Source organism: Stenotrophomonas sp. A3_2 (genome assembly GCF_036624925.1).
Taxonomy (GTDB): domain Bacteria; phylum Pseudomonadota; class Gammaproteobacteria; order Xanthomonadales; family Xanthomonadaceae; genus Stenotrophomonas; species Stenotrophomonas hibiscicola.
Genome location: NZ_JAZKVY010000358.1, coordinates 391219 through 404876, shown reverse-complemented (window position 1 = coordinate 404876; position 13658 = coordinate 391219). Strand labels below are relative to the sequence as shown.

Below are 13658 nucleotides of genomic sequence, written 5' to 3'. Positions count from 1 at the left end.
ACGGTGGGGCGGCGTGTGCGTCGCCATGCCAGCAAGGAGATTGTGCATGAACATCGCGTCCCGTCTGCGCCTGTGTGCGCTTCCGTTGGCTGTTTCGCTGGCGCTGGCTGCCTGTGGTGGCTCGTCGGCTCCCTCTGATGCCAATACGCCTGCCGAGTCGCCCGCAGCAACGGCGCCCGCTGCGGAAACCGCGCTGCCGGCAGGCTGGCAGCGCGTGGCAGGTGCCGAAATGCCGGCCGTGCACGGCCGGAAGGCGGTGCTCCCGGCCAAGGTGCATTCCGACGATGGCGCTGACATTGAAGTGGCCGATACCAGTCGCATCATCGCCGGTGGCGACGACGTCATCGCGGTGATCGAAGCACTGGGGCTGGGCAAGCAGGTCTTCGCCGCGCCGACCAACACCACCACCCAGGCCGGCCTGGCCGCGCCGCACCAGTTCCTGTTCAACCGGACCACTGGCGTGGAGGGCGTGCTGAGCCTGCAGGGCTCGCTGTTCCTCGGCAACAGCCTGCGCCGCCACACCGAACTGGCCAAGAAGCTGCGCGAAGTGGGCGAGCCGGCGGTGGTCATCGATGACCTGCAGCCGGCGCCGGACAAGGTGCGCAAGGTCGCCGCCGCACTAGGGCTGGCCGAGGCAGGGCAAGCACTGGCCACGCAGGTGCAGCGCCAGCTCGACGAGGCTGCAGCGATTGGCAAGGGCCTGGGCCATGCACCACGAGTGATCCACGTCTCGGCCACCGGCGCCGGCGGCTCTCCGACCGTCGCCGGTGCCGACAGTGCGTCGGCGCAGCTGATCGCACTGGCGGGCGGCATCAACATCGGCACCGAGGCGGGGGTGAAGAACTACTCGCAGCTGAGCAATGAAGGCGTGGTCGCCGCAGCGCCCGAGGTGATCCTGGTGACCGAGCATGACCTGCAGCTGTTCGGCGGTGCCGAGGGCCTGTGGAAGGCATACCCGACGCTGAAGCAGACCCCGGCCGGGCAGGCCAATCGGGTCTGGGTGATGCCGGACGTGCAGCTGAAGTACACCAGTGTCGGTTCCGGTGCTGGCGCGCTGGCGCTGGCCAAGGCCCTGGCGGCGTTGCCGAAGGCATGAGTCCGGCGGATCGGCGCCGCCGTCGCGGGCGGACGATGTTGCTGGTGGCGTTGCTGGCACTGCTGGGGGCAGTGCTGGCGTCGTTCGCCGTGGGCCCGCTGCGGCTGCCGCCGCTGGAGGTGATGCAGGCGCTGGCGGTGAAGCTGGGCCTGCTGGATCCGCAGGCAGTCAGTAGCCGCGATCTGGCCGTGGTCTGGCAACTGCGCATTCCGCGTGCCCTGCTGGGTGCGATGGTGGGCGCGTCTCTGGCGATGGCCGGTGCCAGCCTGCAGGGCCTGTTCGGTAATCCGCTGGCCGACCCCGGCATCGTCGGTGTCAGCCAGGGTGCTGCGCTGGGTGCGGTGGCTGCCATTGTTCTCGGCGCTGCAGGTGCGGCCGGCTGGCTGGTGCCGGTGGCAGCCTTCGTCGGCGGCGCGCTGGCGATCGGCCTGACGTATGCGTTGGCACGGCCCGGCAAAGGCGCGGGTAACGCCACGCTGCTGCTGGTCGGTATCGCGATGGCCGCGTTCTGCTCGGCGCTGATCGGTTTCCTCACCTACATCGCCAGCGAAAGCGAGCTGCAGTCGCTGGTGTTCTGGCAGATGGGCTCGCTGGCGCGTGCCAACTGGGCCGATGTGGCGGCGGTGGTGCCCCTGTTTGCCATCGGCGTGTTCGCGTTGCAGCGGTTGGCCACGCCGCTGGACATGCTGGCGCTGGGCGAACGCCAGGCGCAGCATCTGGGGCTGGACGTGACCCGCACGCGGCGTCGCCTGGTGGCGTTCAGTGCGCTGCTGGTGGGCGCGGCGGTGGCCTTTGCCGGCTCGATCAGCTTCGTCGGCCTGGTGGTGCCGCACGTGGCGCGCCTGTTGGTCGGCCCCGGGCATCGCTGGCTGCTGCCGTTGTCCGGCCTGCTCGGTGCGCTGCTGATCGTGGTGGCCGACACCGCCGCACGCACGCTCGATCCGCCCGCGGAGATTCCGCTGGGCTTGTTCTCGGCCGCGCTGGGCGCACCGTTCTTCCTCTGGCTGGTGCTGCAGCAGCGCCGCAAGGCGGCCCCATGAGCGTGCTGCTGAAACTGCACGAGGTGGTGGTGCGCCGCCAGCAGCGCGAGATCCTGCATGGCATCTCGCTGGCGTTCGAGCCGGGTACGGTGACCGCCCTGGTTGGACCGAATGGCGCGGGCAAATCCACGCTGTTGGCGGTGGCTGCCGGTGACCTGCGGGCCGATGCGGGCGAGGTGAGCCTGTTGGGCAAACCGCTGGCCAGCTACAAGGCCGGACCACTGGCGCGCGAGCGCGCGGTGATGCCACAGGAGCACGGCGTGCGCTTTGCCTTCAGCGTGGAAGAAGTGGTGGCGATGGGGCGTTTGCCGCATCCGCCGGATCCAGTGGTGGATGACGCCCAGGTGGAAGCGGCAATCGATGCCGCGGAACTGCAGGCGCTGCGCCTGCGCGAGGTGCAGCAGCTGTCCGGTGGTGAATCGGCCCGCACCACGTTCGCGCGCGTGCTGGCGCAGGACACGCCGCTGTTGTTGCTTGATGAGCCGACGGCCGCGCTGGATCTGCGCCACCAGGAGCGCACGCTGCGCAGTGTGCGTGCCTGTGCCGAAGCCGGTGCGTGCGTGATCGTGGTGCTGCACGATCTGAACCTGGCGGCTGGCTATGCCGACCGCATCGTGCTGCTGGAGCAGGGCAGGGTGGCCGCTGATGGTACGCCGCTGCAGGTGCTGACCGAAGATAACCTGCAGCGGGTCTACCAGCAGGATGTGGTGGTGCTGGAGCATCCGCGGCGCGGGGTGCCGCTGGTTGTGGTGACCTGAACGAAGGCCGCCGGGTTGCTCCGGGTATCATGGTTGCTTCGTTTTCTTCAATGGACTGATGCCATGTTCCGTACCGTCACGCGCAGCGTGCTGCTTGCCACGATGATTGCTTCCGTTTGCGCAGCCCATGCAGCTTCGACCTCCCAGGTTTCGCTGACCGACGCGGCCGAGAACGCCTCGCTGATAGAAACCCGGCATTCCAGTGGCGAGGGCGCCGCTGTGACGTCGATGAAGACGCAGTACTTCGCCAACGAGGAAATGTCGGTGAGTTGGGACGACCAGCAGGTGCTGGTGCTGTGCAGGGAGACGGCGTATCTGAAGATTCCTGCGGCCAAGCTCAAGGCCGGAGCGTTGACCACCGAGCAGCGGCAGATGATCGTCTATCAGGCATTGATGTCCGGCCTGGCGGCTGTCGCGGGCGTTGTCGGGCCGGCAGGGGAGAGGGTGACCGTGGCTGATGATGGCAGCGAGACCCGCAGCGTTGGCGAAAATAACTGGGCATATGGTGTTGAGCGATACGAAGTGATCACCCAGCGGCTGCCGGACGGTGCACTTCGGGTCCGGACCCGCAAGACGGAAACCGTGAATGCCACGCCGCCGGCGGGTCCGGACGACATGTTCAGCACCGAGGACGACCAGGCGGCGCGCTTGTCCGAACTGGCGCCGGTGGGCAGCTGGACCGAAGTGGTGGTCCACGGTGGCGCACGGCAGCCGCATGTGGATCCGGCGATGTCGCTGCAGGGCTGGATCTCGATGGGCGATGACCGGGCTGCGACGGTGGCCGAGGCGCGTAAGCTGCACGGCTGCAAGTAAAGGCCGCCAGGGGTCAGATTCCTTTGCCAGGGGCAAAGGGATCTGACCCCCATCCGTTGCCGGCCTCATCGTTCCATTCATGTGCTCAATATTCACTTGCGCGCCAGATTGGCAGGTCTAGAATGCGCCCCATGAACCGGATGCCGCTCCTGAAGTTTTTCACCCTGACCCGCGCAAGCGCGGAACGGGCGTGTCTGCCTGGAGCCCCACGAGGCCGTTGAGACGGCCATCGCTGGACCTTCGACAGAGCGCCCTTCGGGGCGCTCTTTTCGTTTCCGCAGTTCCATTTCCCGTAACCCGATGTACCGCAAGGAGAACGTGCCATGCACCAGATCGCCGAGACCGAACGCTAGCCGCGCACCCTGTCGCCAACCGGGGTGCGCGGCCCCCGAAGTTGGCTTTGCAGGAACCTTTCCCATGAACACCCAAGTCCTTTCCCGTCGTCGCAACCTTGGCATCATTGCCCACATCGACGCCGGCAAAACCACGTTGACCGAACGCCTGCTGTGGAAAAGCGGCGAAATCCATCGCGTCGGCGAAGTGCACGACGGCAATGCGACCACCGATTTCTCGGCAATCGAGCGCGAACGGGGCATCACCATCGGCGCGGCCGCCGTCCAGGCGCAGTGGGCACCGCGTGACTTGCCGCCGCATCGGCTGACCCTGATCGATACCCCTGGCCACATCGACTTCGCCATCGAAGTCGAACGTTCGCTGCGCGTGCTCGACGGCGCCGTGGCCGTGTTCTCGGCCGTGGATGGCGTGCAGCCGCAGTCCGAGACGGTGTGGCGCCAGGCGCGCCGTCATCGCGTGCCGCTGATCGCCTTCGTCAACAAGATGGACCGCGTCGGCGCGTCGTTCGAGCGCGTACTGGAGCAGCTTCAGGACAAGCTTCAGGCGCGACCGTGGGCGCTGGGCGTGCCGTTGGGCAGCGAGAGCGACTTCAACGGCTGGGTCGACCTGGTCGATGAGCGCGTGCTGCAGTGGCGCGACGGCGCGACGACCATCAGCCCGTGGGACGACGCGGCACGTATCCAGTGGCGAGCCCAGCGCGATGCTCTGGTCGAAGCCGTGGCCGATCATGACGAAGAACTGGCCGATGCCTGGCTGGAAGGTCGGGTGATCGATGCCGGGGCGCTGCGCGCGGCGATCCGCCGGGCGACGCTGGCGGGTGCGGGCGTGCCCGTGCTGGCCGGTGCTGCGTTCAAGGACAAGGGCATCGAGACGCTGCTGGATGCCGTGGTCGATTACCTGCCGTCGCCGCTGGATCGCCCTGCCGTCAGCGCCGAAAGCGATGAGGGCGAGGTGGTCTTGCCGCCCGATCCTGATGGCCCGCTGGCGGGGCTGCTGTTCAAGATTACCCACCAGCAGCACGGTGCACTGAGCTTCGTGCGGCTGTACTCGGGCACCTTGAAGGTGGGCGACGCGGTGGCCAGTTCGCAGCATCCGCAGGGACGGCGGGTCAGCCGGCTGGTGCGGGTGCAGGCCGACCAGACCCACGACATTGAACAGGCCGTGGCCGGTGACATCGTCGCGGTGCTGGGCTGGAAGGATGCGGTCAGCGGTGAAACGCTGAGCGGCCGTGCGCTGCCGTTGCGCCTGGAGAACATCCAGGCACAGGCGCCGGTGCTGGCCTGGCGGTTGGAACCGGCGCGTGCGGCCGACCTGATCCGGATGGCGCAGGGACTGGCGAGCCTGGCCCAGGAAGATCCGTCGTTCCGCGTTGAAACCGATCGCGATACGGCGGAGACCCTGGTCTGGGGTATGGGCGAGCTGCACCTGGAAGTGATGGTCGAGCGCCTGCGCAGCGAGTGGAACGTCGACGTGGGCGTAGGTGCGCCGCGCGTGGCCTACCAGGAGACGCCGATGCGCGCGATGACGGGTGTCGTTGGGCGGCTGGTCAAGCAGACCGGTGGCCAGGGCCAGTTCGCGCACGTGGTGCTGGACGTGGCGCCGCGTGAGGACGACCAGGTGGTGTTCAACGACCGCATCGTCGGTGGCGTGGTGCCGCGCAGCTTCATCGCGGCGGTGGAGAGGGGCGTGCGTGCCGCACTGTCGGAAGGGCCGCAGGGTCATCCGGTGGTCGGTATCGAGGTCAGTCTTGTCGATGGCCAGACCCATGCCAAGGACTCGTCGGAGATGGCGTTCCATCGCGCAGGCGCCGAGGCGATCAAGGCGGCGCTGGCCGAGGGTAGCACGCAGCTGCTGGAGCCGGTGATGGCGGTGACGGTGCATTCGCCGTCGACATCGGTGGGTGATGTGGTGGGCGACCTCAACCGGCGCCATGGCCGCATCGCCCGCATCGACGACCAGGACGGTCGTGCCGAGGTCAGTGGCTTCGCGCCACTGGCGCAGCTGGTGGGGTACACCACTGCGCTGCGGTCGCTCAGCCAGGGACGGGCCAGCAGCGAAGCGCACCTGCACGGCTATGAACCGGTACGCGCTGCATGAGGAAGACGAGGGGAGCCCGTTCGCGGGCTCCCACTTTTTTGTTCCGGTTTCCGCATCCACGCATGGCGTGGATCTAGTGGGTGACCGGGTCGCGAGCTCTGCAGTAGATCCACGCCATGCGTGGATGGATCCGTACCGACACGGCAACATTGGCGCTGCATCGCAACAAAAGTGCAGAAAAAGCTGGATTAAAGTGATGCCTCACGATAAATTGCGCCCCCCGTTGCTCGCCGCCGCCCGCACCCCTCTCATGCGTGATGACAAAGACCCCGGAACCCTGGAGCTGACCCTGCCGCGCAAGCGCGGCCGTCCGCCCAAGTTCGGGTACGCGATGAGCGATGCGCAGCGCGCCGCGCGTTATCGCGCGCGCCGGGCAGGGCAGGCCAACCATGCCGACGTGCGTTCCTGCAGCGATATGGTGCTGCTGGACAAGATTCGTGCCGCGGTGAGCGCGCGCGACACCGAGCTTGCCGGGTTCCTTGTGCACGTGCTCTGGCAGCGCTACCCCTTGCAGCTGAAATAGGCCGTCGGTGGGGTGGCCGTTGTCATCGAGCTTGTTGATAATGCGGGATTCAGGTTGTTCCCGCTGGCGCGCCCGGGATGGCAGGCGCGCATGATTGAACGGTTCCCAAGATGACCACCACCAGCGACACCACCACCGAAGCGGCGCCGAGCGGCGCTCCCCTGTTCTATACCCGTCCGGTGCCGCTGCAGGCCGATGTGCACGCCGATCTGCGCATCCTGCCGGGCAGGCTCGAGTTTGCGGCCGGCAACAACGCCATTCCGCTGGTGCTGGGCGAGTTCTCGCTGGCCCTGCACCACTTCCCGATTCTGTTCGCTGGCCCGACCGCCGTGCCGATGGCGGCCGTCGGTGTGTCCGACCAGAACCTGTTCATCAAGGACGGCCTGTGGGAAGACGAGGCCTACATTCCGGCCTACCTGCGTCGCCACCCCTTCATTTTCATCGACACCGGTGCGGACAACGACTTCCTGCTGGGCATCGACGAAGAGAGCTCGCGCGTGGTCAAGGGGGGTGACGAAGGCCAGCCGCTGTTCGTGGACGGCAAGGCCACCGACATGGTGCAGCAGGCGCTGGAGTTCTGCGGCCAGTACACCCGCGAGCACGAACAGACCCAGGCCTTCTCCAAGGCCCTGATCGACAACGGCCTGCTGGTCGAGCGCAACGCCACCGTGCGCACTCCGGATGGCCGCGAGTTCAACCTCAATGGCTTCCTGGTGGTGGACGTTGAGAAGTTCGTGGCGTTGCCGGAAGCGACCGTGGTCGAGTGGCACCGCAGCGGCTGGTTGGCGCTGATCCATCAGCACCTGATGTCGCTGGGGCGATTCAACGACCTGACCCGTCGCCAGGTCGAGCGCCTGGCGGCCTGATCAGCTTGAAGGCACGGCTTCCGCCTTGCGGGAGCCGTGCCACTGCTGCAATCCCTGCAGCAGTCGCCATGCCTCGACCCAGTCGGGCGTGGCCTGCTGCCCCAACTCCCACAGGGCGGCCGCGGTGCCGGCCTGGTCGATTGCCCGGCACATCTGCAACGTGCCCTGCAGGCGGTGCGCATGATGGCGCAATGTCGCGGCATCGGCGTCCTGCAGGGACTGTTCGATCCCGGCCAGCTCATGGGCGATATCCGCAGCGAAATCCGGGTCGGCGCCGCGCGCGCTACAAGGCGCGGCAGCGTGCGCCGAAGGCGGAAGGCCCAGCGCCTGCAGCAAGTCTGCCACCTGCAGCGGCTTGACCAGGACGGCGTCGAATCCGGCCCGGCGACAGCGCGCCACGTGCCGGCGCCCCATGCGGGCGGACAGGGCAATCACTCGCAGGGGCGCCTTTGCCCGCGCGCGCAGCTGCTGTGCCAAGCCGTAGCCGTCCCGGCCGTGGAGCCCGATATCCAGCACCACCGTGCCGCGCGGTCGCAGCGCCTGTTCGGCCAACGCGGTTTCCGCATCGGCAACCGCGCACACATCGGCACCCAGCCGACGCAGTTGCTCTGCCACGACGCACCGGCTGAGTGCATGGTCCTCGACCAGGAGCAGCTCTGTGCCCGTCAACGGCGCCTGCTGCGGGCGCTCGATGGTGGGCGGATCGCGAGGGACAGCGCGGACCGGCAGTCGCAGGGTGAAGCGACTGCCGCGCCCATGTACGCTGTACGCGGCCAGGTTGCCGCCCATGGCAATGGCCAGCTCGCGCGCAATCGTCAGGCCCAGGCCAGTGCCGCCGCGCTTCTGGCCATCCTCTCCCTGCTGGAACGGGCGGAACAGTAGCGGCAGTTGCGCGGGGGCGATACCGATGCCGCTGTCGATCACATCCAGCAACAGCTCCCTGGCAGACGGGATGGGTGACAGCTGCAGGCGCACTTCGATGCCACCGGCATCAGTGAACTTCAACGCGTTGCCCAGCAGGTTGTCGACAATCTGGCGCAGCCCGTCAGCATCGAGTGCGACCGTCGGCGCGGGGTCGGGCGTGCAATCAAGCTTGAGGGACAATCCCCTGCGCAGTGCCTCCGGCCGGATCGCGTCCAGTGCATGGGCACAGAGCTGGCCGACGTCGCAAGGTACGACGTGGGGCCTGAAGCTGCCGCTGGCCAGACGCGAGAACGCGAGCGAGCGGTCGAGCAGCCTGCGCAGCGCGTGGCCGGCGGCACGCGCGGCCGCGAGCAGGTCGTGCTCTCTCCTGGACAGGCGCGACTGGCTCAGCAGGTCGATCGAAGCCAGTATCGTCTGCGCGGAATTGCGCACTTCGTGGCTGATCATTCCTGCCGCGCGCCCAAGGCGTTGTTCCGTGCGACCGATTCGCCAACGTAGTGCCTGCCAGAACATGGTCAGGCCGATGAGTATTGCGGCCACATACAGCAGCCAGGGCAGGTGCAGGGCGCGCACCCGGTCAAGCGCGTTCTCGACGGGGGCGGGCAGCATCTGCTGCGCCCACAATGCCAGCAGGCCCGCGTGCTCTTCGAGCGTGATGTCGTGCAGTGCCTGGTCGATGCGCCTCAGCAGTTGCTGGTCCTCGCGGCGCACGAGCAGGTGCAGATCGGTGGAGAAGTCGCTCTCGAACGGATGAAGCTGCAGTTTGCCCGCGAAGTGCCGCCGGATCATCGCGTGCAGTGTAGCTTCCAGGCCGATCGCAGCATCGGCGATGCCGTTGTCCACGGCGGCCAGGGCTGCATGCCGATCGGGCAAGTGCAGCAGGCGGACCTGCGGATGGTGGGTTGCCAGCCAGCTGGCATAAGGGCCGCCGCGAATCACGGCCAGCACCTGCGCCTTCACGCTGCCGACGTCACGTGGCGCGTGCTCGCCTTTACGCACGGCCAGGACCGTCTTGCCGCCATCGAAGGCGCCGGATGCCATCAGGCCGGGGCAGGGCCGTGGGCGATGCGCCGGGCGGCCCATCACCAGCACCAGATCGGCCTCGTGCCGGCAGACGGCAGTGACCGCTGCCCTCGTGCTGGTGTAGGCGATGTCACGGAAGCGCAGTCCGGAATGGTCAGCCACGAGCTGCGCATAGCCGTGGGCGAGGGTCGGGAGCGGGATCGAGTCCGCCAGTGGTGCAGGCAGCGGGCGCAATGATGGCGCGGTGGCGACCCGCACTTCGCGACCCGCCGGCCACGCCTGCAGATGTGCATCCTCGGCCGAGGCTGCTGGCAGCAGGATCAGGACCATCAACGAGGTGACAAAGGTATGCAACCGGAGGCGAACACGGCGCCTCATCGGAGGTTCCGCTGCTCTCGCAGTGCATAGATCTCCACGTCATTGCGCAGCCCGAGCTTGCGCAGGGCGGCCACCTTCTGGGTGCTGACCGTCTTGACGCTGCGGTGGCGGCGCAATGCGATCTCCGACACGGTCAGGCCGGACAGGAGCAGGTCCAGCACTTCGCGTTCATTGCGACTGAGTTCGTCGCGGCAGGCCGGGACCAGGCAATCGGCCGGCAGGCGGCACAATCCCTGCGATACACGCACGATGGCCTCGGACAGCATCTCCAGCGGCTCGGATTTGCTGACAATGCCGCTGATGCCGGCCGCCAGAAGGTGGTCCACGCGGGTTGTTGGCGTCAGCGTGGCGAAGGCCAGCAGGGGCACATGAGGAAAGCGCTCCCGCAGCAAGGGAACCAGCTCATCACTGCTGCGGTCGCCAGGCGCCAGGGTGAGATCGATGATGGCGACATCCACTGCCAGCTTGCGCAGGCAGCCGATGAACGCGTCGCTGTGGGTGTGGCTGGCGACAATGTTGAAGCGGACGTCGCGGCACAGGTGCAAGGCGGTGCCGCGGCGGACGACTTCGTGATCGTCTAGCAGTGCGAGCCGCAGACGGCGCGGTGCAGGGTATCCATTCATGCGCTGGGAGGTGATCGGCGCCCGGGAGGGCGTGGCGACCATTCTGGCGCTGCTGCCGCGCCGGGCACCGAATTTGCTGGATTTTTGCGATTATTCCTAAGAGTCAATGTGCGCGAACCATCAATCCAGGAATGTTAATTGATGTAATGGATCGCCACGCCCGAATCCAGGCCCTTCAGAAGTTGGCGGGCGATGCCGCCCAGCGCAAAGGGTCGTGGCGTGTCATCGGACCGATTGCGGCACGCGTCTGAGCTTGCGGGTGTCATAACCCATGGCCGCAATCCGTGCGACCGCCTGCTCATAGTCATGCTCGGACACCTGTGGTGTGCGGGCCATGTACCAGACGTAGTCGCGCTTGCTGCGCGCCACGATGGTCTGGCGGTAGCTCTCGTCGAGCCAGGCAATCACGTACTCGGCCTGGATTGGCCAGATGAACTGCATGCCCCAGATCGCGCCATTGCCTTCCTTCTCCACACGACCGATGGGATGCATCGACTTCTGCGGCGCATCGAAGCTGCCCTTGCGGTAGGTGAAGGTGGTCTGGATGCGCCCGTCGGGACGAAGTGCGTAACTCTCCACCGCGTCGAAGGCCTCGCGTTCGGGGCGCGACGGGATATGCGCGATCACATACCAATCGCCCATGAAGCGCGGCACATCCACGGATGGCGGGCGCGGCAGCGGGCGGGTGTCGCTGGAACTGCAGCCGGAACCGAACAGGCCGACCGCGATCAGGGGAAGCAGCGAGAACATGCGCATGTTGCACCTCAGCGGGGTCGGAACAGATAGTGGGCCACCAGCCACTGCTGGCCGTCGTCATAGCCAAACAACTCGGCACAGGCCATCCAGAACATCCGCCAGCGCTGCCACCAGACCTTCGCTGCAGCCTGGCCATAGGTTGCGATCAACACCGGCATCACCTGCTGGCGGGCCGCATCCTGGTTGGCCAGCCAGTGGTCGGCGGTGCGCTGGTAGTGGGTGCCGTCCAGCAGCCAGCGCTGGTCGAGCCGCAGGTCGCGCTGGAAATGCAGCAGGGTGTCAGCTGCCGGCATCAGCCCGCCGGTGAAGAAGTGCCGCCCCATCCAGTTGTCGCCGCCGTCTGTCTCGAACGGATACATCAATGTGCGATGGGCGAAGATGTGCACGAACAGCGCGCCGTCCGGCTTCAACCACCGAGCGATGCCCGCCAGCAGGCGCTCGTAGTTGCGCACGTGTTCGAACATCTCCACCGACACGCAGCGGTCGAAGCGTGCCGCAGGCAGCTCAAGCTGGTTGACATCGCGGGTGATCACCTCGACGTTGTGCAGCCCCCTGGCTTCACACTGCGCCATGATGTGCTGGCGCTGGCTGTGCGAATTGGAAACGGCGGTGATGCTGGCCTGCGGGTAGCGTTCGGCCATCCACAGGGTCAGTGAGCCCCAGCCGCATCCCAGTTCGAGAATCTGCTGGCCATCGGCCAGGCCTGCGCGCTGGCCGTACAGTTCCAGCATCGCGTCCTCGGCCTGGTCCAGCGTTTCGCGCCCGGTGGGGTAGTAGCAGCTGCTGTACTTCAGTCGCTTGCCCAGGCAGGCCTGGAAAAAGGCAGCTGGCACTTCATAGTGCTGTCGGTTGGCTGCGTCGGTGTGCAATGCGAGTGGGCTGTCGGCCAGCTCGGCGATGCGCCGGCTGAAGCGCGCCGACTGGCCTTCGATGCCACCCTCGCTTTCCTCATGCAGGCGTTGCGCGCACAAGCGGCGGATGCCCGCACGCAGCGCCGCATCGGGGACCAGCCCGCGTTCAGCCCAGGCGATCAGCCCGGTTTCCGCGTCTTCGGCAGGATTCAGTGACGGGATCGCGTTCATGCGGAATGCTCCTTGGAAGAACGGGGGAACCAGGGAAAGAACATCGGTGTGCTGCGCTGGTAGGCGCGATAGTCGTCGCCGCGGCTGCGCAGCGCCTGTTTCTCGGTGAATGGGATGCCGCTGAGGTAGCGCAGGAACACGTACATCAGCAATGGGCCGGCCCACGCCAGCCACCACAGTGGCGAACCGACGGCGAGCAGCACATAAGTGAACCAGTGCAGCCACTCGAAGAAGTAGTTGGGGTGGCGGGAATAGCGCCAGAGCCCTTCGCGGCAGGTGCGGCCCTTGTTTGCCCGGTCGGCGCGGAACCGGGCCAGCTGCCGGTCGGCCAGTGCTTCGCCGCCGACGCTCAGCAGCCACACCAGCGCGGCGGCCACGGCCCACCACGTCATGCGGCTGCTCGGGTTGGCAGCCACTGCGACAAAGGGCAGGGCAAACAGCACCACCAGCAATGCCTGCGCCATGAAGAAGCCAAAGATCTTGCCCTGATGGCCCTGCCAGTGTTCGCGCAGATAGCGGTAGCGCCCGTCTTCCGGTTCGCTACGGACCCGGTGCCAGAGGTGCAGGGCCAAACGGCTGCCCCACAGGCCGCCGAGCACGCCCAGCGCGATCCGCGGCACCGTCGCGCCGTCGCCGAGCAGCGCCAGCAACAGGGCCGATGCACCTACGCCCTTGGCCCAGAGCACATCGACCACGCCGATGTTCTGGTGGCGGCGCTGCCAGGCCCAGCCCCAACTCATCATCAGCAAGGTGTACAGCAGGACCCACAGGAGATGGTTCATGAAGGAACTCCAGCCAGGGGCGGCGAGCTGGCTCGTGAGCCGCGACGGGCGCAGTGGCACAGCAGTGAAAGCGCGATGCACCAGCCCGCACCCAGTACCAGCAGGCCCTGCCATGCCGGCACAGCGAACCGCACTGCATCAAAGCCACGTGCCGCGGACAGATAGGCCAGCGGTGCCAGCAGCAGGCCGAACAGCGCCGGCAGGGCACGGTGGCGCAGCAGGAAGCGCATCGAGTTGGTCAGCGTCATCGCGAACGCGGCCCACAGCGCCATGATCCACGGTGGAGGCGCCCAGGCGAGCGGGGCGGCGGCGTAACGAACGGTGCCGGTCGCAGCGGCGCTGGCATCGACCAGCCAGGCGCAGGCCAGCGCCAGCACCATCAACCGAAGGTCCAGCCGTGGTTGCGGCGACGCCAGCAGCTGGCTGCCGATGTACAGAGAGGCTGCCAGCAACGCCGGCCACTGCCAGCCGCGCCCGGCGCCGGCCACGGCGCACAGCCAGACCAGCTGGTTGCCAAGCAGATTGGCCCAGAACCGGCGCATC

General features: G+C 67.2%; 13 protein-coding genes. 7 read left to right on the top strand and 6 right to left on the bottom strand.

The window, feature by feature from the left end:
• The first annotated feature begins 46 nt into the window (after positions 1–46).
• The 7 genes from R5H29_RS21025 to R5H29_RS20995 all read left to right on the top strand — a co-directional run bounded on the left by R5H29_RS21025 (position 47) and on the right by R5H29_RS20995 (position 7547).
• Positions 47–1096 (top strand): hemin ABC transporter substrate-binding protein, encoded by a 1050-nt coding sequence (locus tag R5H29_RS21025; RefSeq protein WP_180877451.1) that lies wholly within the window; start codon positions 47–49, stop codon positions 1094–1096.
• Complete coding sequence (locus R5H29_RS21020; protein ID WP_111098315.1) at positions 1093–2136, top strand: iron ABC transporter permease; 1044 nt, start codon at positions 1093–1095, stop codon at positions 2134–2136. Before R5H29_RS21025 ends, R5H29_RS21020 begins: the two co-directional genes overlap by 4 nt.
• Positions 2133–2894, top strand: a complete 762-nt coding sequence (locus R5H29_RS21015) for a heme ABC transporter ATP-binding protein (RefSeq protein WP_021201792.1) — start codon at positions 2133–2135, stop codon at positions 2892–2894. Before R5H29_RS21020 ends, R5H29_RS21015 begins: the two co-directional genes overlap by 4 nt.
• Before the next feature lie 63 nt (positions 2895–2957).
• Entirely contained in the window at positions 2958–3707 is a 750-nt protein-coding gene (locus R5H29_RS21010) for a hypothetical protein (RefSeq protein ID WP_332329760.1), read from the top strand.
• A 417-nt stretch (positions 3708–4124) separates the two neighbouring features.
• A complete protein-coding gene (fusA, locus tag R5H29_RS21005; protein ID WP_332329759.1) occupies positions 4125–6158 on the top strand; it encodes an elongation factor G in 2034 nt (677 codons plus the stop codon).
• 250 nt (positions 6159–6408) lie between these two features.
• A complete protein-coding gene (locus R5H29_RS21000) occupies positions 6409–6681 on the top strand; it encodes a hypothetical protein (RefSeq protein WP_005409616.1) in 273 nt (90 codons plus the stop codon).
• Positions 6682–6791: 110 nt separating this feature from the next.
• The gene (locus tag R5H29_RS20995) at positions 6792–7547 is read left to right on the top strand and encodes a SapC family protein (RefSeq protein ID WP_019659662.1); all 756 of its coding nucleotides are present in this window, start codon (positions 6792–6794) and stop codon (positions 7545–7547) included.
• Here the strand turns inward: R5H29_RS20995 and R5H29_RS20990 are convergent, their stop codons facing one another.
• The 6 genes from R5H29_RS20990 to R5H29_RS20965 form a co-directional block, all read right to left on the bottom strand.
• On the bottom strand, positions 7548–9872 hold the full coding sequence (locus tag R5H29_RS20990) for an ATP-binding protein (RefSeq protein WP_332329758.1): 2325 nt from the start codon (positions 9870–9872) through the stop codon (positions 7548–7550).
• Entirely contained in the window at positions 9869–10537 is a 669-nt protein-coding gene (locus R5H29_RS20985) for a response regulator transcription factor (protein ID WP_227844946.1), read from the bottom strand. Before R5H29_RS20985 ends, R5H29_RS20990 begins: the two co-directional genes overlap by 4 nt.
• 180 nt (positions 10538–10717) lie before the next feature.
• Positions 10718–11251: a lipocalin family protein gene (locus R5H29_RS20980; protein ID WP_019659664.1), complete on the bottom strand. Its 534-nt coding sequence runs from the start codon at positions 11249–11251 to the stop codon at positions 10718–10720.
• A gap of 8 nt (positions 11252–11259) precedes the next feature.
• Positions 11260–12333 (bottom strand): cyclopropane-fatty-acyl-phospholipid synthase family protein, encoded by a 1074-nt coding sequence (locus R5H29_RS20975; RefSeq protein WP_155029518.1) that lies wholly within the window; start codon positions 12331–12333, stop codon positions 11260–11262.
• The gene (locus tag R5H29_RS20970) at positions 12330–13115 is read right to left on the bottom strand and encodes a DUF1295 domain-containing protein (RefSeq protein ID WP_332329757.1); all 786 of its coding nucleotides are present in this window, start codon (positions 13113–13115) and stop codon (positions 12330–12332) included. The genes R5H29_RS20975 and R5H29_RS20970 overlap by 4 nt, the downstream gene beginning before the upstream one ends.
• On the bottom strand, positions 13112–13657 hold the full coding sequence (locus R5H29_RS20965; protein WP_332329756.1) for a DUF2878 domain-containing protein: 546 nt from the start codon (positions 13655–13657) through the stop codon (positions 13112–13114). Before R5H29_RS20965 ends, R5H29_RS20970 begins: the two co-directional genes overlap by 4 nt.
• Position 13658: the final 1 nt, after the last annotated feature.